The organism is Pseudomonas hefeiensis, assembly GCF_030687835.1.
GTDB classification, from domain to species: domain Bacteria; phylum Pseudomonadota; class Gammaproteobacteria; order Pseudomonadales; family Pseudomonadaceae; genus Aquipseudomonas; species Aquipseudomonas hefeiensis.
This window is the reverse complement of record NZ_CP117449.1, coordinates 1,650,099-1,668,259: the sequence shown is the minus strand read 5'-3', so window position 1 is coordinate 1,668,259 and position 18,161 is coordinate 1,650,099. Positions and strand designations below refer to the sequence as shown.

13 protein-coding genes, 4 tRNA genes and 2 pseudogenes are annotated in these 18,161 nt (G+C 58.3%); 5 read left to right on the top strand and 14 right to left on the bottom strand.

The window, feature by feature from the left end; all coding sequences use genetic code 11:
• Nucleotides 1-385: 385 nt before the first annotated feature.
• The 9 genes and pseudogenes from PSH57_RS07260 to PSH57_RS07220 all read right to left on the bottom strand — a co-directional run bounded on the left by PSH57_RS07260 (nt 386) and on the right by PSH57_RS07220 (nt 9,672).
• On the bottom strand, nt 386-802 hold the full coding sequence (locus PSH57_RS07260) for a hypothetical protein (RefSeq protein ID WP_305388716.1): 417 nt from the start codon (nt 800-802) through the stop codon (nt 386-388).
• 394 nt (nt 803-1,196) lie between these two features.
• A complete protein-coding gene (locus PSH57_RS07255) occupies nt 1,197-1,556 on the bottom strand; it encodes a hypothetical protein (protein ID WP_305388715.1) in 360 nt (119 codons plus the stop codon).
• Between the two features lie 16 nt (nt 1,557-1,572).
• Nucleotides 1,573-1,995: a hypothetical protein gene (locus PSH57_RS07250; protein ID WP_422766075.1), complete on the bottom strand. Its 423-nt coding sequence runs from the start codon at nt 1,993-1,995 to the stop codon at nt 1,573-1,575.
• An 11-nt stretch (nt 1,996-2,006) separates the two neighbouring features.
• Nucleotides 2,007-6,766 (bottom strand): annotated as a pseudogene (locus tag PSH57_RS07245) (RHS repeat-associated core domain-containing protein).
• Nucleotides 6,767-6,983: 217 nt separating this feature from the next.
• The gene (locus PSH57_RS07240) at nt 6,984-7,385 is read right to left on the bottom strand and encodes an SEL1-like repeat protein (protein ID WP_305388714.1); all 402 of its coding nucleotides are present in this window, start codon (nt 7,383-7,385) and stop codon (nt 6,984-6,986) included.
• Nucleotides 7,386-7,757, bottom strand: a complete 372-nt coding sequence (locus tag PSH57_RS07235) for a hypothetical protein (RefSeq protein WP_003179080.1) — start codon at nt 7,755-7,757, stop codon at nt 7,386-7,388.
• A complete protein-coding gene (locus tag PSH57_RS07230) occupies nt 7,754-8,095 on the bottom strand; it encodes a helix-turn-helix domain-containing protein (RefSeq protein WP_305388713.1) in 342 nt (113 codons plus the stop codon). The genes PSH57_RS07235 and PSH57_RS07230 overlap by 4 nt, the downstream gene beginning before the upstream one ends.
• Before the next feature lie 114 nt (nt 8,096-8,209).
• Nucleotides 8,210-8,665, bottom strand: coding sequence for a YkvA family protein (locus PSH57_RS07225; protein ID WP_076383782.1), 456 nt, complete (start codon nt 8,663-8,665; stop codon nt 8,210-8,212).
• A 293-nt stretch (nt 8,666-8,958) separates the two neighbouring features.
• Nucleotides 8,959-9,672: a BamJ family beta-barrel-assembly machinery protein gene (locus tag PSH57_RS07220; RefSeq protein ID WP_305388712.1), complete on the bottom strand. Its 714-nt coding sequence runs from the start codon at nt 9,670-9,672 to the stop codon at nt 8,959-8,961.
• Nucleotides 9,673-9,941: 269 nt separating this feature from the next.
• Here PSH57_RS07220 and PSH57_RS07215 point away from each other — a divergent pair, with 269 nt between their 5' ends.
• Together PSH57_RS07215 and PSH57_RS07210 are read left to right on the top strand one after the other, a co-directional pair.
• A complete protein-coding gene (locus PSH57_RS07215; protein WP_305416449.1) occupies nt 9,942-11,747 on the top strand; it encodes a di-heme-cytochrome C peroxidase in 1,806 nt (601 codons plus the stop codon).
• A 31-nt stretch (nt 11,748-11,778) separates the two neighbouring features.
• Nucleotides 11,779-12,916: pseudogene (locus tag PSH57_RS07210) on the top strand (catalase family protein).
• 91 nt (nt 12,917-13,007) lie between these two features.
• Here the strand turns inward: PSH57_RS07210 and PSH57_RS07205 are convergent.
• The 4 genes from PSH57_RS07205 to PSH57_RS07190 all read right to left on the bottom strand — a co-directional run bounded on the left by PSH57_RS07205 (nt 13,008) and on the right by PSH57_RS07190 (nt 13,524).
• A tRNA-Asp gene (locus PSH57_RS07205) sits at nt 13,008-13,084 on the bottom strand.
• A gap of 17 nt (nt 13,085-13,101) precedes the next feature.
• Nucleotides 13,102-13,177: transfer RNA gene (locus PSH57_RS07200), tRNA-Val, on the bottom strand.
• A gap of 175 nt (nt 13,178-13,352) precedes the next feature.
• Nucleotides 13,353-13,429: transfer RNA gene (locus PSH57_RS07195), tRNA-Asp, on the bottom strand.
• 19 nt (nt 13,430-13,448) lie between these two features.
• Nucleotides 13,449-13,524: transfer RNA gene (locus PSH57_RS07190), tRNA-Val, on the bottom strand.
• Nucleotides 13,525-13,684: 160 nt separating this feature from the next.
• On the opposite strand from PSH57_RS07190, the gene rdgC reads away from it, so the two are divergent.
• The 3 genes from rdgC to sugE all read left to right on the top strand — a co-directional run bounded on the left by rdgC (nt 13,685) and on the right by sugE (nt 16,149).
• Nucleotides 13,685-14,605, top strand: a complete 921-nt coding sequence (gene rdgC / locus PSH57_RS07185) for a recombination-associated protein RdgC (protein ID WP_047228694.1) — start codon at nt 13,685-13,687, stop codon at nt 14,603-14,605.
• Nucleotides 14,606-14,750: 145 nt separating this feature from the next.
• Nucleotides 14,751-15,716, top strand: a complete 966-nt coding sequence (locus tag PSH57_RS07180) for a bile acid:sodium symporter family protein (protein WP_214915444.1) — start codon at nt 14,751-14,753, stop codon at nt 15,714-15,716.
• Between the two features lie 118 nt (nt 15,717-15,834).
• A complete protein-coding gene (gene sugE, locus PSH57_RS07175; protein WP_305388710.1) occupies nt 15,835-16,149 on the top strand; it encodes a quaternary ammonium compound efflux SMR transporter SugE in 315 nt (104 codons plus the stop codon).
• Nucleotides 16,150-16,253: 104 nt separating this feature from the next.
• Here sugE and PSH57_RS07170 read toward each other — a convergent pair whose 3' ends face one another.
• Nucleotides 16,254-18,128: an MFS transporter gene (locus PSH57_RS07170; protein WP_305388709.1), complete on the bottom strand. Its 1,875-nt coding sequence runs from the start codon at nt 18,126-18,128 to the stop codon at nt 16,254-16,256.
• Nucleotides 18,129-18,161: the final 33 nt, after the last annotated feature.

The following is an 18,161-nucleotide window of genomic DNA, read 5'->3' as shown; positions in this document are numbered from 1 at the left end:
TGGGGGCTGCTGCGCAGCCCAACGGGGATAAATCCCCTCGCCACAAAGAGGCGCACTCGCCTAACTGAGATCACATTGCCGAACTGTGTTTGGCAGAAAATTTTATTTCTAAAAATCAGCAGGTTGTAGTTTGTTCCATGAGAGCTTGCTCCCGCTGGACTTTGTAGGAGCTGGCGAAGCCTGCGATCTTTTGATTTTGATCCTTCGCTTTAGATTCAACTGTCTGGGAAAAGATCGCAGCCTCGCTTCGCGAGGCAGGTCCTACAGGCCCAGCGGGAGCGAGCTTCCTCGCCACGAAAAACGATTTCGTGGCGTGTTGATTAGCAGTAGAAAACTCGATTATTTGCCTCTGGGCAACCACCATCAAATATTTGCCTTATCTGAACTACCAGGTTGTGGGGTCTTCCTGACTGGCTTTATCGAGCTCCTCGCTCCACTCTTCTGCTAGATACTTATAGATATCCTCAAAGAAAACTCTGAAATCCTCCATTTCATCCCATCCCGGCGGAAGGGCTGAATGTGAAACCACTTCGTGTTCGAACACCTTACTAAAGTCATAATCCGGATCGTCGAGTGCAATTGCGAGCACACAAAAAAATAAAAATTTATGACGATAGCTTAGATTTCTGAAACGATGGACCACATATTTATAAATTAGCTTCTTCCGATCTCTGGCACATTCAATATCATATTGCAATAGTTCCTCACCCAGAGTCTCTTCGCAATCATACACCTCAAAGCCGCCGAGAAAATGACCTATCTGAGGATCATAGAGACGATCAAGAAACGGATGCATCAACATCAAAACCTCCTACAGGATAAGCAGTGACCGGACGTAGCGTTTCGTAATCGAACCGGACTTCGAATACATTGATTTCGCTTTGAAATATTGGATTCTCTCTGTCATTTACGTTGGGTATGTATCCCTGCCCAACCTTGGGCATATACATGCGCACGACTGGATTGCCTTTCTTGTCTTCGCCCGTGAAGCGTGGGAGGCCTCGTGCCTCTCGGGTCAGCGCCTCATTTATAGCTTGATGCTGCATTCGAAAACTATTGAATTTGGTACTACAGTTAGCTCTCCACTTCCTCGGCCTCGGCGACTTCACATCTCCGGCGTGACTATCCAATAAACTTTCTTTCGGCATATACGAGCCATATCGTCTAGACTTTATCAAAATTCAATCGCCCATGAGTTACAACTCTGAAACATTCTCTGATTGATAGCGTTTAAGGCAGCTCAACAACACCCTCATAAAGTGTCGCTGATCATGAATCTCTTGATCAAAATATGTATCCATATCTTCAAACAAATCATCAAAGCTGTCGCCAGCCTCCAGGTAATATTTGATTGCTTCAATATATTTGTCCTGCGCACTGGGCGAATAACGCAAAAACTCCGGCTTAAGCAAAAGATCAAACAACTCAGAGAGCTCAGAATCGATATTTATGTTTTTTGAAACTATAATTTCCTCCCGCTTCTCGTCGCGAACATTCTCAACATTAAATACAAACAACAACCCGATCAGCGGCATCATGCTTGGTTTGGGTTTCATTTTTTTGGCAATTCAGCTATACATAATACCAAGTAGATATGTCCTCAGACTCAGCCCTGCGAAGATCATCCGCCCACAGCTCACTCGCCAGTCTGTATATATCTGCAAAAAAAATTCTTGGATTGTCCATTGCGTCCCACCCGTTGGGTAGCGATGAGCACTCCTGACAATCATGCTCTAATAAAGCCTGAAAATCATAACCGCTGTCTCGCAACGCCTCTTCTAAACTTTTATATAATGCGAATTTTTGCCTGTACGTTATTTTCCATTTTTTAGACAGCGAGTATTTCAAGATTAACACCTCTCGATCCACAGGGTTGTTGGGGTCATACTTTTCAAGCTCTTCCCCTAGCGTTTCTTCTCGATCATATATGTCAAAACAACCTAAAAAATACGCAGGCGTGGGCATATATGGCTGGCCAGTGCTTGGATCGATCACTTTATTGTTTCCTATTTTATTGGATACAGTGTAAATGGAATTTCGGTATCCCGATCAAACTTCATTTCTATGCGATTCATGTTAACCAATTTTGGATCGTTTGGATTTCTAGGATTTGGAATATATCCTTTCCCTGCACCCGGTAGATCTGCTCGTAGATATTTGCTTCCGTTTTTGTCCACCAGCAGTTCATACCCGCTATTTTTCTTTGCAATTGCTAATTCATAGGCCTTTAGCTGTAGCTCCCAACTGTTAAACCTTGAACTTGGATTCCCGTTTCTATGCGAAGGGGTTCTACCAGTTAAGGGATCTGTACCGTCAATTGCCCGTCGCTTCCATACCTGATCTGAAACCGCAAGGCTATGTTTACTGACCATATGCATGCCTTGCTCCCGATCTAGACGCCTTACTTCTTTTTCGGCCAACTCAGCGGCGGTCGGCTTGGGCAGCGCCGGCTCACCCTCATCTACCCCAACCTTAGCCGCCGGATCCTGATCCCCAACCGCCGACCTGCAACCACCCTTCCCCGGACAATCCACCAACCCCAACGGATCCACCCACCCCGTCGGGTTCAGGGTGTAGCGATATCCATTAAGCCCACCCGCCAGTTTGCTCGGGTCGGGCTTCAGGTAGCGGCCGGTTTCGGGATTGTAGTAGCGGTGCCGGTTGTAGTGCAGGCCGCTTTCGGGATCGAAGTACTGGCCCTGGAAGCGCAACGGTTGTTCCAGCTGTTCGCCGCCGCCGTGGACCCGTTCGGTGGTTTTGCCGTAGCCGTTGTAGCGCGCTGACCAGACGATTGTGCCGCCGTAGTTGGTCAGTTCCTGAGGCGTGCCCAGGTGGTCGAGGTGGTAATAGAACGGGCAGGCGTTCGGGCCTTTGCCGTCGAGCAGGGCCAGTGGGCGGAAGGTGCCCGGTTCGTAGACGTAGCTGCGGTGGTGGCGCGGGCTGCTTTCGGCGACGACCTGATCGCCCTGCCAGAAAAATTCACTGGTCAGGCCATCCACGGTCTTGCTGATGCGTCGGCCGAAGGCGTCGTAGCGGTAGGACGTTTCGCGTCCGTACGCCGTGGTAACGCCAATCAGCCGGTGTTGGCTGTCATAGCGGTATTCGCTGACGAGGCACTGGGCCTTGCCGCGACGTTCGCGGATCAGGTTGCCGAAGGCGTCGTAGTCGTAGTGGCGGTCGCCCTCCATCAGCAGGCGGTTGCCCTTGAGGGTCGTCGGGCCGGGGCGGTCCTGCATCAGCAGGTTGCCGGCCGGGTCGTGGGCGAAGTGTTCTGGCGGCTCGCTGTGGGAATAATCGATGCCGATCAGGCGATCCAGCGGGTCGTACTGGTAATGGCGGCGGTTGCGGTTGTCGGCAATGGACTGCAGGTTGCCATTGGCGCTGTAGGCATAGTCGCGCCAGAACAGTTGCTGCTGGTTCTGCCACACCGTCTGGGCCTTGAGCCGGCCCTGTTCGTCGTAGTCGTACTGGCTGAGCAGCAGGCCTTGGCGGCGCTGACGTTCGCGCCCGCCATGAAGCTGGTGTTCGGTGAGGCGCGAGCCGTTCAGGTCGATGGCCGTCAGCGCGCCGCCCGGGGCGTGGTGGTAGTCGAGCTGGCTGTTGTCCGGCAGGCGCAGGTGATTGAGGCGCCCGCAGCGGCGTCGTAGCGATAACGCAGGGTGCCCCAGCCCTGGTGTTCGCTGATCAGCCGGTCCTGGGCGTCGTATTCGAAGGCCAGCGGGTGATCGCTGCCGTCGTTGACGTGGACCAGCCGGCCGAGCCCGTCGTAGCGGTACTCGATGGCCTGGCCGTCGGGCAAGGTCTTGACCCGCAGTCGCCCGGCCCCGTCGCGCTGGTAGCGGGTGACCCATTGGGCGCCGTCCGCGCCGTGCTCGGTTTTCTCCAGCAGGTGGCCGTTGAGGTCGTAGGCGTAGGCGCTGCGTTGGCCGTCAAAGTCGATCTGCTGTCGGATCAATCCGTTCGGCGTGTAATCCAGCTGATATTTTTCGCCGGACTCGTTTTCGATTTCAGTCAGCAACAGCCGCGCCGAGTCGTAGCGATACTTCAGTTCGCTGCCGTCGGGGTTGAGGCGACGGCTGATCAGGTGCAGGTCGTCGGCGTATTCATAGCGGGTGGTCCGGCCCAGCTCATCGCGCTCGGCAGTGACCTTGCCATAGGCGTTGTAGCGCCAGGCGCGGGTCGCGCCACTCGGCAAGGTGGTTTCGAGCAGGCGGCCCACCGCGTCCCATTGGTAGTGCGTAAGGGCGCCGTGTTCGTCCTGGCGGGTCAGCAAACGCCCCAGGGCGTCGTAGGAAAAACACCGGCGCCCCGTGTCGGGCAGGGTTTCTTCTGTCAGTTGGCCCAGGGGATTGCGGGTAAACCGGTGTTCGCTGCCGTCGGGGTAACGGATCGCCAGCAGTTGCCCCTGGGCGTCGTAGTCATAACCGGTGCCCTGGCCGTGCGGATCGATGACCTCGATCACATCGCCCTGGGCATTGCGCCGGTATTGCCACACGGCTTTGCCGCGCGAGCGGGCGTGCAGGAAACCGTTGCGGTATTCGTAGGACGTCGGTTCATCGTCTGGCGGAATCAGCGCCACCAGCCGTCCGGCTTCGTCGTAGCGGTATTCGGTGACGGCGCCCTGCGGGTCCTGTTCGGCGATCAGCCGGCCCTGTGGGTCATAGGCCTTGAGGTGCTCGCCGCCATCGGGTTCGACCTTGCGTACCAGCCGCGCCCGCGCGTCGTGGACGTACACCTCCTGGCTGCCATCAAGGTGCTGGACCGTGACCTGCCCGTCCTCGCCCCAGGTGTAGCGAGTGTCCATCTGCGCAAACGAGGCCCAGTGCCGCACGCAACGGGCTGCGCGCCCTGCCCCTTGCCATTCCCAGAAGAAACTCGCGCCACCGGCCAGTTGCCGCTGCAGGATGACGTGCTGGTCGTCGTAGTCGTAGCGTTCGCTTTCGCCGGCGGCGTTGCTCGCTTCGATCAATCGCCAGCGGGCGTCGTAGCGGTAAGCCATCAGCGTCTGTTCGGTGCGCCAGGCCTCGTCCAGGGTCAGGGCCGGGTGAAAGCTCTGGTAGTCGATGGCGACCAGGTGACGATGCTCATAACGCAGGCGCAGGGCACGCCCGGCGCCGTTGTCCAGGCGGCTGATGTCGCCGTGGATGTTGCGCTGGATCGTCAGGCGGTTGGCGTAGCGGTCGCTGAGGGCAGTCAGATGGCCGTCGCGAAAGTGCAGGAAAGGCGCGCCTTCGCCGGGCTGGGCGATGATCAGTTCGTCCGGCTCAATCCCGAGATAAATCGCCGCGCGGGCCAGGCTGTTGTGAATCGCCGGGCGCTGGTCGGAGGGCAGCGGAAACGTGGTACGGCGGTTTTCCTGGTCGATCCAGACGAGCTGCTCGCCCTCAAGCAACACGCGATGCGCCAGGGCATGGCTCCAGCCACGGCCCAGGCCGACGTCCAGGTCCACCGCGCTGGTGCGGTACAAGCGGGTGAAGACAAACGGCAGCCGGCCATCGAGGGTGCCGTCGTCCAGGGTCAGCAGTTCCTCGCCGGTGACCATCGACACCGGACAGCCGCTGGTCTGGGTCAGGGCCGCCGTGTCGGCGCTGTCGCCGTTGGGGTTTTTTGATTGGCTTGGGGCGTCGTCGTGGGGTTCGTCTTTTTTCAGTGTGGTATTGCGCTGCGCGTCCCAGCGCAGTTGCATCCGGCCTTTCTTTATTCCCGCCGCCACACCCCGCGCCGCCACGGTTTTGTAGCGGTCTACGTAGGCCATGAAACCGTTGACCACCGCAAAGATAGCGCTGACGAACCGCTGGGCAGCACTCAGCAAACCCGCGCCAAGCTTGCCCAGACGCAGCGACAAGTAAGCAATACCAGCTCCCGCCCCGGCGAAGGTCAGCGCCACGCCGATCAACAAATCGATCAGCAGCGTCACCACCGCCGTCGACAGGGCTTCGGCGGTTTCGCCCGCCATCTCACTGGGCGGCAGCATCTCCAGCCAGAGGCTGGCGGTGCGCACCAGCAGGCACAAGGCGGCTTCGTCACTGGCCAGCAGTTGCAGCTTGGCCATGAGCAATGGCGTTTCTTCCGCCAGTTTTTTTAGCTGATCCGCGCTCTCGCCCAACCGATCAGCAAACTCGCCGGGATCCTTGAGAATGTCCGACAGCAGACTGATGCTGTCCCACACCCCCTCAATCGCCGCCCAACTGCCAGCGAGCAGGCCATTGCCCACCGCAGCCGCGGAGGTTGCCAAGGATTGCTGCGCCCATTGCGGCTTGAACCCCTGCCACTCGCCGCGCAACCAGTCCGTCAGATCCTTGCTCAAGCCATCGTAGGAAGAAAACAGATCGGCGATTTGCTGGGGGGACTCTTTGTCCTGGACATGAACCCGATAGGTCTTACCCGCCGTCCCCTTGAAGGTCCCCAGGCCCTCGGTATTCAGGGTGACGGGCGTGACCTCGCCGCTGTCCACGTCCACCACATCCACCACGATGTCGCCCAGCGGAACGTCGTACACCGACTCGAACTTACTCTCGATGGTCATCACCCCGCCCTGAGGGCACTGGACGACGGTGGAGAGGAAATCATCGTCGCCGATGCTGACAGCGGTGGTGCTGTCACCGAAGCGAATCAGCCGCTCCATGCCCATCAGCGAAGGCAGGTCGGCCGCATGGCTGGCGCGGTCCGCCGTCTGGCTGTACCAGCGCTCGAGCTGCTCGCGGTAGAGCGTCAGGGTGTCTTTGAAGCTGTCGAGTTCCTGCTCGATACGGCGTACCTGATCCATCAGGACACAGCTCGCTCAAGGGCCGGCAGGGAAAAACGATCGAACATGGGCAGACGTCTCGCAGCACTCAGGGAGCGCGAGACTTTGCCGGGGATGGCCGGGGAAATAAGTCAGGGAAAGAGGCGGTGAATGTAGGGCGATTCGCTAAATAGCCCCACATGACGAACGAACAGCCGACCGAAAGGAAAGATGTTTCCAAAAATGCCTGTGGATAAAACTACTGGTCGTGACCTTCGAGCGCCTTGAGCTTGATCTCAGCCAACGGATGCCCGGCTTTCGCCGCCAAACCCCACCAGCGCGCCGCCTCTATCGGGTCCGGCGTCTTGCTGGCGGAACCGGTCAGGCTGATCACACCGACTTGATAGGCAGCCTTGCCATCCCCCGCCAGCGCCGCCAGGCGCAGCAGGCGAACGCCCTCTTCCCGGGCACCCAGGCCCTGGCCGCGGAACGTCAGGATATGCCCATAGAAACTTTGAGCACCGACATCCCCCAGGTTCGCCATGCGGGCAAATTGGCCTTCCAGCCAGGACCAGCCACGGGGCTGGCGAACGAACCAGGCCCAATGAAACAATCGACGCGCCAGCCAATAACCGGCCCGCGCCTTGATACGCCAGAGCACTCAAGCCTCCGCAGATTCGGGGTACTCGTATTCGAATACCCGAACCACTTCCGAGGCGTGCCAGGAAGCGGCGGCCACGCCATCGGAAGGCCCGGAAAAGCGCCCGAGACGTTCAACGCACTCGAAGAAGCCGGTACGCGGCAACCGGCTTGCCCCTTGACTGATGACCAGCGAACTTCGCAGCGGCTGTTCAGCGCGGGCATCCAGCGCTGCCAAGTGTTCAAGCGCTGCGGTCAAGGTCTGCATGGCCGGGCTGGGAAGCTGCAAGCGCTCCAGCAAGGCCCGATACGTCAATAAATGGCGCTGGCGGCGCGCCTGATCCAGTTCACCCAACAACCCGTCCCAATGCTGCCGACTGATGCGAACACTCACAATTGATCCCTCCAACCCGGCACCGTCAACTCCCAGGCCAGACTGCGCCGAATCGCGGCATCGGGCTGACGCTCTCCGCTTTCGATCATGGCCAGATAAGACGGGCTAATACCTACTGTGCGGGCCAACGCTTCAATGGCGATGCCCTTCCCTTCGCGCAAACTGCGTAATTGATCCAGACCTGGAAGAACCTGGTCGGCTGCCGCCGCATGACGGACTGTGGCTTCGTGCGGCGGGGCTTGATTGATGCCTGCTGCCTTTAATAACGACTGGTACTGATCCCACGGCAAAACCGCGTATTCGGGCTCTCCGTCGCGTGTGATTATTTGAATATCCATGTCTACCCCGTAGGACAACAACACTTAGCGAGTCAGCTTTTTCCTTGGAAGTGTAATCCTAATAGCGGCTAAGGTCGCGGGGCGATCAATCTCAGAGGGGAAACAGGGGCCAGATCAGTGCTTTTTCTGCCCTTGGAGCTGGAGCTGTTCCGGGGTGTCGGGCAGTCGCTCGACTTGAGCGAGCTTTTCGGGAGATTGCCGATAACGCCAGGCGCGGAAGGCTTCGAGTTCACTGTCGAGGGTCTTCATGATCCACGCCAGTACGGCGATATCGTCAAACATGCCGAACATGGGCAGGAAATCCGGAATCGCGTCCAGAGGGCTGAGGAAGTACATCAGTCCGGCCACGATCGAAAGCAGCGACTTGGCACTGACGGCCCGATATTCGCCACGCCAGTAGGCCAGGCACAGGGCCTGCAGCAAACGCAGATCCTCCTTTAGCTTGCCTAACCGACCACCCTCCCGGGCGCCTTTGCTGGCCACGGCAAACAACAACGTCGGCAATCGACCGCGGGCCAGCAGTCGTCCTGCCAAGGGCAGAAAACGCGCAAAATTCCACGGAGCCTTCATGTTTTCTCCCACTGAAATGTTATCCACACAAATTGTGGATAACCTTGTGAACAGAGCTGCATTTCCGCGCTGAAGCCCCCGTTAAATAAGGCCCCCAGTCAGATCGGGCGTTTTTTACTCACATAAAAAAACCCAACATTTCATTGACTTGACGGGCCGACTGGGTCTAGCACAGCGTCTGTATTGCCTATGACTGTAGTGCGCGCCGAGCGTTCGGTTTTTTGATGTTTACCAGCGCCCGGATACAACAACGCCCCGCATAAGCGAGGCGTCGTTGTTATAGACAGCCTGAGTTACTGGGCTGCTTCTTCTTTTGCCGGGTCCTTGATCGCCAGCAGTTCCAGGTCGAACACCAGAACCGAGTTGGCAGGGATCGCCGGGCTCGGGCTCTGGGCGCCGTAGGCCAGTTCGCTCGGGATGTACAACTTGTACTTCTCGCCGACATGCATCAGTTGCAGGCCTTCGACCCAACCCGGAATCACACCGCTGACCGGAAGATCGATCGGGCTGCCACGCTCCACGGAGCTGTCGAACACTTTGCCGTCGGTCAGCTTGCCGGTGTAGTGAACAGTCACGACGTCGGTCGGCTTAGGCTGCGGGCCGTCGGCTTTCTTGACCACTTCGTACTGCAGGCCGGAAGCGGTGGTGGTAACACCTTCCTTCTTGCCATTTTCCTCGAGGAATTTCTTGCCGGCGGCTGCCGACTCTTCGCTCATCTTGGCCATACGCTCTTCGGCACGTTTTTGCAGTGCGGCAAAGGCTTCGACCAGCTCTTCGTCTTTCAGCTTCTGTTCTTTCTTGCCGACGGCATCTTCGATGCCCTGGGCAACTGCTTTGGAGTCCAGGTCATCCATACCTTCCTGAGCCAGGCTCTTGCCCATGTTCAGGCCAATACCGTAGGAAGCTTTCTGCGCCGGGGTTTTCAGCTCTACGCTGGTCTGCGAGTCGCAACCCGCGAGTACCAGGCCAACCAGGGCCACCGCCGCCGCCAACCGATGCTGTTTCATGCTATTTCCTTGTTCATGCGCCAAAAGGGCAATCGAATAAAGCCGCGAGCTTATCAGGCGGCCACGACCAATGGCTACCGGCATGTGAGCAGCAAAGCGATGATAAGTTCACGTGCGTAAACGCTTTTTAATCCTGGGCGGATGAAGCGTCTGTCATCTATTACATACAGGGACAAATTGCCGCTTCCCACAGCCCGAGGGGTAATGGCCACTTGCCGGCCAGGCGGCGCTGAGGCATAAGGGCATATCAAAAAAACAAGGACGTTACTGTGCGCCTGCTCTCTCGCCTTCTCTTGTTGCTCCTCGCGCTGCTCATCATCGCCGTGGCCGTGGTGCTCTATTACGTTGCCAACCCTCGCCTGCCGGCTTATACACCGGTCGAACAGGTGCATTATCTGGATCAATGGAGCGCCGCCGAGCGCCAGACGTACTATTTCACTCCCCAGGGTACCCAGGTCAAAGGTTTGCGTTATGACTGGTTCACCGCCCTCGAATTGCCGTTCTCGCAACAGCGCTTCGCTTCGCCTGAATACCTGGCCCGATTCGGCTTTCTGGTGGACCCGGCGCAGAACGCTTCGCCAGATAACCCTGGCAACCTGCCCGTAGGTTTCACACGCCATCAGAATCCGGGCAGCACCGATCAATTCCTGGATATCACCTGCGCCGCCTGTCACACCGGCGAGTTGCGCTTCAAGGGCCAGGCGATACGGATCGATGGTGGTTCGGCCCAGCACGTCCTGCCCTCCAGTGTTCCCACATTGCGCGGTGGCAGTTTTGGACAGGCGTTGGTCGCCAGTCTGGCCTCGACCTACTACAACCCTTGGAAATTCGAGCGCTTCGCCCGTCAGGTCCTGGGGCAGGACTACGACGCCGGCCATGAACAATTGCGCACATCATTCAAGGCTTCTCTGGATACGTTCCTGCGCGTGGCCTGGAACGACACTCACCGCGGCCTCTACCCCACCGAGGAAGGACCTGGCCGTACAGATGCCTTTGGACGGATTGCCAATGCCAGCTTCGGCGATGCTATCTCCGACAAGAATTACCGGGTCGCCAATGCGCCTGTGGATTACCCGCAGTTGTGGGACATATGGACATTCGACTGGGTGCAGTGGAACGGTTCGGCCCAGCAACCGATGGCCCGAAACGTCGGCGAAGCGTTGGGGGTCGGCGCTACGTTGAATTTCTTCGATGCCCAAGGCAAACCCTTACAAGGTGATGCGCGATACCCCTCCAGCGTGCGCGTGCGCGATCTGCACAAGATTGAAGAGACCCTGCAATTGCTCAAGGCCCCGCAGTGGCCTCAGGAACTGCTTGGTCCTATCGATTTGCCGTTGGCCGCACAGGGCCGGGCGCTGTTCGCCGAAAACTGTGCCGGCTGTCACGTGCCTAAAGTGGTCCAAGGCCCCGACAGGCCCGTCCAGCACCTGAACATGTTGCCGGTGAAGGTGATCGGCACCGATCCGGGTACCGCTAACAACATTGCCGACCACCGCTTCGATCTGACCAGCCTGCAATGGGATCCGGCCGAACTGGCCAAACTGGACGTACAACTGCATCCGACCCCGACGACGCCGCTGGATTTGAGCCAGGTGTCGGTCGCCAAAGGCTTGGCCTACGTTACCGCTTTTGTCGAAGAACGGGCTTACCGTGACGCTGGCGTGACACCGGTGGAGCGCCCGGCGCTGGATGGTTTTGGCCTGCCCATCGGCGTACGCGAACTGCGCGCCTACAAAGCCCGCCCCCTGGCTGGCGTTTGGGCCACGCCGCCCTTCCTGCATAACGGCTCAGTGCCGACGATCTATCAGTTGCTGTCCCCTCAGGACGAACGGGCGATCACCTTCTATAAAGGCAGCTTCGAATACGACCCACGGCACCTGGGCTATCGCACCGAAGCCTTCACGAATGGCTTTTTGTTCGACACCCGGATCACCGGCAACCACAACAGCGGTCATGAGTTTCGCGCAGGTGAGCGGGGCAATGGTGTGATTGGTCGCCTGCTGCAACCACAGGAACGCTGGGCGTTGCTGGAGTACCTCAAGGTGCTGGGCGGGCCGCTGGAATCGCAACTGTGATGATGAAACCCTCAGGCAAAAGGATTGACCCATGCTAATTACGCTCTGGCTGCGCCTCGGCGCCTTTTTGGGCAAGACGCTCCTGTGGCTGCTGGGCATCGGGCTGCTCGGCTGGGCGCTGGCCACGGCCTGGTTCGCCTGGCAACACAGCGGGCCGGTCTCGGATAAAGAGCAGATTCCATCTGGCGAAGCGGCCATGACCCAGGACATCATCCAGACCGCTATCCGCATCGTCGATCAGCACCGCGAAGGCACGCGCTACCTGCGCGATGCCCATGCCAAGGCCCACGGCTGCGTCATGGCTCAAGTACAGGTACCGGACGATCTGCCAGCACCGTTGCGCCAGGGTGTATTTGCCGAGCCGGGAAAGGTCTGGCAAGCGACGATTCGCTTGTCCAACGGCAACGCCTACCCGCAGTTCGACAGCCTGCGCGATGCGCGAGGGATGGCGATCAAGCTGCTGGACGTGCCAGGCAAACAACTGCTGGGGGACCGCCAGTCGCAAGGTGAACAGGATTTTGTGATGTTCAACCATCCGAACTTCTTCGTCAGCGATGTCGCCGAATATCGTCAGAATGTGGCCGCCCAGGCCGATGGAAAAAAGGCGATGGCGTTCTTTCCGAGCCTGGATCCCCCGGAGCTGGCAGATCCGCCACCTGTTCATCGCCCTGGAGACACTTGCCCCGGCCCCTGACAGCCCGACCCAGACCACGTATTTTTCGGTATCGCCCTACAAATTTGGCGAGGCTAACGCGAAGTTTCGCGTAGCACCCGACCCGGATAGCTGCCCTAGCTACACCCTGCCCGCACAAAACCAGGCACTGCCGAATTTCTTGCGAAGCGCACTGACGCAACAGTTATCCACAGACCGGATGCCGGCGTGTTTTGTCCTGCAGATCCAGCGCCAGGACCCGAGCAAGTACATGCCGATCGAAGACACCAGTATTGAATGGCGAGAGAGCGATGCTCCGTTCGAGACCGTAGCGCGAATCAAAGTCCCGGCCCAGGATTTCGATACGCCCAAATTGAACCTGGCCTGTGACAACCAGTCCTTCAACCCATGGTTTGGCATTGAGGCCCATCGCCCCATCGGCGGCATCAACCGTTTGCGCAAAGCCGTGTATGAAGCGGTCAGCGACTACCGTCATCGTCGTAATGCCGAACAGTAGATAACCGGCAAACACCAGACAGCAAAAAGCCCGCTCATTGAGCGGGCTTTTTGATGGCGACCTGGCGTTCAGTGTTCCAGGTTGCCGAAGATGGCGCAGCGGACGGGACTCGAACCCGCGACCCCCGGCGTGACAGGCCGGTATTCTAACCGACTGAACTACCGCTGCGCGTAACATTGAAAGCTTGGTGGGTGATGACGGGATCGAACCGCCGACATTCTGCTTGTAAGGCAGACGCTCTCCCAGCTGAGCTAATCACCCTTCACTTTCGATGCGGGGCGCATTCTCTCACAAATTTTCCTAACGTGCTGATTTAATTAGCTATTCAGCAAAAAAATGTGATCAAAGCGCACCGCAGGAACTGCAAACAGCAAAAAGCCCGCGTTAGCGGGCTTTCTGTGGTGATCTGGCGTTCAGTGTTCCAGATAACCGAATATGGCGCAGCGGACGGGACTCGAACCCGCGACCCCCGGCGTGACAGGCCGGTATTCTAACCGACTGAACTACCGCTGCGCGTAACACATGGAGCGAATGGTGGGTGATGACGGGATCGAACCGCCGACATTCTGCTTGTAAGGCAGACGCTCTCCCAGCTGAGCTAATCACCCTTCGCTTTCGGTGTGGCGCGCATTCTACGGAGCGTCCTCAAAGCTGGCAAGCACTTTTTACTTTAATTTTTTCAGGCCTTCCAAAGGCTTAGCGAAGGGTTGGCCTATGGCGCCGCGAAGAGAATAATGCCCCCCTTTGTATAAAGGAGAGACTCACCCCATGTGGTTCAAAAACCTGCTTATCTATCGCCTGACCCAAGATCTGCCTTTTGATGCCGAGGCGTTGGAAACTGCACTGGCCAGCAAACTGGCGCGTCCATGTGCAAGCCAGGAGTTGACCACTTACGGTTTCGTCGCGCCGTTCGGCAAAGGCGAAGACGCACCCCTGGTGCACATCAGCCAGGACTTCCTGCTGATCGCCGCACGCAAGGAAGAACGCATCCTGCCAGGAAGCGTCGTACGCGATGCCCTGAAGGAAAAGGTCGAAGAGATCGAAGCCGAACAAATGCGCAAGGTCTATAAAAAGGAACGGGACCAGCTCAAGGATGAAATCATCCAGGCGTTTCTGCCGCGCGCGTTCATTCGTCGCTCGTCCACCTTCGCCGCCATCGCACCGAAACAGGGGCTGATCCTGGTCAACTCCGCCAGCCCGAAACGCGCCGAAGACCTGCTCTCTACCCTGCGTGAAGTCCTCGGCTCACTGCCGGTTCGCCCACTGACCGTAAAGACGGCACCCACCGCCATCATGACCGACTGGGTCAAGACCCAGAAAGCCGCCGACGATTTCTTCGTGCTGGATGAATGCGAGCTGCGCGACACTCACGAAGATGGCGGCATCGTGCGCTGCAAGCGTCAGGACCTGACCAGCGACGAAATCCAGCTGCACTTGAACACCGGCAAAGTGGTGACCCAACTGTCGCTGGCCTGGCAGGACAAGCTGTCTTTCGTGCTCGACGACAAAATGGTGGTCAAGCGCCTGAAGTTCGAAGACTTGTTGCAGGACCAGGCGGAACAGGACGGCGGAGACGAGGCCCTCGGCCAACTGGACGCCAGCTTCACGCTGATGATGTTGACGTTTGGCGAGTTCCTGCCGGCGCTGGTCGAGGCGTTGGGTGGTGAAGAGATGCCTCAAGGGATCTAACAGCCAAATGATTACCCTTGTGGGAGCGAGCCTGCTCGCGATAGCAGAGTGACAGTTACCGATAGGTTGACTGATACTCCGCTATCGCGAGCAGGCTCGCTCCCACATTGCTTTTGTGGTGCTACTTAATAATAAGGATCAGGTCATGCGCGCACTGGCTGCATTGAGTCGTTTTGTCGGCAATACCTTCGCTTACTGGGTGCTGTTTTTTGCCGTGCTGGCATTCTTGCTGCCGCAGTGGTTCGTCGATCTGAAAGTCGCCATCGTCCCCTTGCTGGGGCTGGTGATGTTCGGCATGGGTCTGGCGCTCAAGCTGGAAGACTTTGCCGAAGTGGGCCGTCATCCAGGGCGGGTGGTCCTGGGCGTGATTGCACAATTTGTAATCATGCCCGGCGTGGCCTGGTTGCTTTGCCAGGCATTCAGCCTGCCACCGGAGATTGCCGTCGGGGTGATTCTGGTGGGTTGCTGCCCGAGCGGTACATCCTCCAATGTCATGACCTGGTTGGCCCGCGGTGACCTGGCTTTGGCCGTGTCGCTTTCGGCCATCACCACCCTGCTCGCGCCTTTGCTGACCCCGGCGCTGATCTGGCTGCTGGCTTCCGCCTGGTTACCGGTGTCATTCTCGGCGCTTTTCTGGTCGATCCTGCAGATCGTACTGCTGCCCATCGTGTTGGGCATCGTTGCTCAACGCCTGCTGGGTGATCGGGTTCGTCACGCGGTCGAAGTGCTGCCGCTGATCTCGGTAGTGAGCATCGTGATCATTGTTGCGGCGGTAGTGGCGGCCAGCCAGGCGAAGATCGCCGAGTCCGGCCTGCTGATCATGGCAATCGTGATGCTGCATAACAGCTTCGGCTACCTGCTGGGTTACTTCACCGGTCGCCTGTTCGGGTTACCGCTGGCCCAGCGCAAGACCTTGTCACTGGAGGTGGGCATGCAAAACTCCGGTCTGGGCGCGGCCCTGGCCAGTGCGCATTTCTCGCCGCTGGCGGCGGTACCCAGCGCGCTGTTCAGCGTCTGGCACAATATTTCCGGGGCACTGCTCTCGACGTATTTCCGGCGCATGAGCGAAAAACAGGACCGTGAGCTGCTCGCCCGCCAAGCGGCGGACTGAAAAGCAGACTTGATCGAGTGGTCAATAATGGGCAATCTATATGCCCATCGCGGGGACGACCCCGCCACTCGATCGATCTAAATCCGGGGACGACCCCATCCATCGATGGAGGTGTGTGATGTCCTGGATCATTCTGTTTTTTGCCGGCCTGTTCGAAGTCGGTTGGGCTGTCGGCCTGAAGTACACCGACGGCTTCAGTCGCCCGCTCCCTACCGTATTGACCGTTGCGGCCATGGCAATCAGCCTTGGCCTGCTGGGCCTTGCGATGAAGGAGCTGCCCTTGGGCACGGCCTATGCAATTTGGACCGGTGTCGGTGCCGTGGGCACGGTGATTGCCGGGATCATTCTGTTTGGTGAGTCCATGGCGCTGATTCGGCTGGCCAGTGTGGCGTTGATCATTGCCGGGTTGATCGGACTTAAGGTCAGCGCCTGAGTTCACCTGCAGGAGCAGGATCTGTAGACATAGAGGCTTGCAGGGGCTAGACCTGTGGGAGCAAGCTTTGCTCCCACAGGTCTACTTTCACAAGGTGTCTCTCGTTACCGGACAGCCCCGCGCAAATCCCCCACTAATGCCTGCAACTTCGCGGGCTCCGCTGCCTCAACGGCGACCGCCGGACCCGCCACCAACGTCACCCGCGACCACAACCGGCGAAACAGTCCCTTGTTCGGGTCGCGACTGAAGAAACTGCCCCACAACCCCTGCAACGCCAGGGGAATCACCGGCACAGGTGTTTCCTGAAGAATGCGCGTCAGCCCGCCCTTGAACTCATTGATCTCACCATCGGCCGTCAATTTTCCTTCGGGGAAGATGCACACCAACTCGCCGTTCTGGAGGTATTGAGCGATGCGCGTGAAGGCGTTTTCGTAGATATGAATGTCTTCCTGGCGTCCGGCAATCGGAATCGTCCCGGCGGTGCGAAAGATGAAATTGAGCACCGGCAGGTTGTAGATCTTGTAGTACATCACGAAACGAATCGGCCGACGCACCGCGCCGCCAATCAGTAAGGCGTCAACGAAGGACACGTGGTTGCAGACCAGCAGCGCGGCGCCTTCATCGGGAATCGCATCCAGGTTGCGATGTTCCACGCGGTACATGGAATGGCTCAGCAGCCAGATCATGAAACGCATGCTGAATTCAGGGACGATTTTGAAGATGTAGGTGTTCACGCCAATGTTCAGCAGCGACACCACCAGGAACAGCTGTGGAATCGACAGTTCAAGCAGGCCCAGCAGGACAATGGAGACAATCGCCGAAACCACCATGAACAACGCGTTGAGAATGTTATTGGCGGCGATGACCCGCGCCCGCTCATTCTCGGCGGTGCGCGACTGAATCAGTGCATACAGCGGCACGATGTAGAAACCACCAAAGACACCGAGCCCGAGGATGTCGATCAGCACCAGCCAGGCGTGGCCGAAACCGAGCACTTCGAGCCAGCCGTAGCCATCGACGCTGCCGGGAATTCCACCGGAATGCCACCACAACAGCAGCCCGAACACGGTCAGGCCGAACGAGCCGAACGGCACCAGGCCGATCTCGACTTTACGCCCGGACAACTTCTCGCACAGCATCGAACCCAGGGCGATCCCCACCGAGAACACCGTCAGGATCAAGGTCACCACGGTTTCATCACCGTGCATCCAATCCTTGGCGTAGGCCGGGATCTGTGTCAGATAAATCGCCCCGACAAACCAGAACCATGAGTTGCCGACAATGGAGCGGGACACCGCGGGGGTTTGTCCCAGACCCAGTTTAAGCGTGGCCCAGGACTGGCTGAAAATGTTCCAGTTCAAACGCATCTGCGGCGAGGCCGCCGCTGCCCGCGGAATACCGCGACTCGCCAGGTAACCGAGCACGGCGATAACGACAATCGAGGTCGCCACCACTGGCGCGTAATGCGCCGAGGACATCATGACCCCGGCGCCGATGGTGCCGATGAGGATCGCCAGGAACGTGCCCATCTCTACCAGGCCATTGCCGCCGACCAGTTCGTCCTCACGCAGCGCTTGCGGCAGGATCGAATATTTCACCGGCCCGAACAGCGCCGACTGGGTGCCCATGGCGAACAGCGCCGCCAACATCAACCACAAGTGATCGAAGAGGAAACCCACCGCGCCCACCGTCATGATGGCGATTTCGCCGAGCTTGATCAGACGAATCAACGCATCCTTGGCGAATTTTTCCCCGAACTGCCCCGCCAGCGCCGAGAACAAGAAGAACGGCAAGATAAACAGCAGCGCACACAGGTTGACCCAGATCGAACGGTCACCCTCGATGGTCAACCGATAGAGAATCGCCAGGATCAGCGACTGCTTGAACACGTTGTCGTTGAACGCACCAAGGGATTGCGTGATGAAAAACGGCAGGAAACGCCGTGTGCGAAGCAAGGTGAACTGCGAGGGGTGACTCATCTTCCATGTTCCTGAGTGGCGTGGTCGCTTATT

What these genes read in the sequence shown, in the direction of transcription:
- PSH57_RS07230 (WP_305388713.1), bottom strand. Translation starts at nt 8,095, where the DNA reads ATGGATATTCAAATAATCACACGCGACGGAGAGCCCGAATACGCGGTT.
- PSH57_RS07220 (WP_305388712.1), bottom strand. Translation starts at nt 9,672, where the DNA reads ATGAAACAGCATCGGTTGGCGGCGGCGGTGGCCCTGGTTGGCCTGGTA.
- sugE (WP_305388710.1), top strand. Translation starts at nt 15,835, where the DNA reads ATGTCCTGGATCATTCTGTTTTTTGCCGGCCTGTTCGAAGTCGGTTGG.
- PSH57_RS07260 (WP_305388716.1), bottom strand. Translation starts at nt 802, where the DNA reads ATGTTGATGCATCCGTTTCTTGATCGTCTCTATGATCCTCAGATAGGT.
- PSH57_RS07180 (WP_214915444.1), top strand. Translation starts at nt 14,751, where the DNA reads ATGCGCGCACTGGCTGCATTGAGTCGTTTTGTCGGCAATACCTTCGCT.
- PSH57_RS07225 (WP_076383782.1), bottom strand. Translation starts at nt 8,665, where the DNA reads ATGAAGGCTCCGTGGAATTTTGCGCGTTTTCTGCCCTTGGCAGGACGA.
- PSH57_RS07255 (WP_305388715.1), bottom strand. Translation starts at nt 1,556, where the DNA reads ATGAAACCCAAACCAAGCATGATGCCGCTGATCGGGTTGTTGTTTGTA.
- rdgC (WP_047228694.1), top strand. Translation starts at nt 13,685, where the DNA reads ATGTGGTTCAAAAACCTGCTTATCTATCGCCTGACCCAAGATCTGCCT.
- PSH57_RS07170 (WP_305388709.1), bottom strand. Translation starts at nt 18,128, where the DNA reads ATGAGTCACCCCTCGCAGTTCACCTTGCTTCGCACACGGCGTTTCCTG.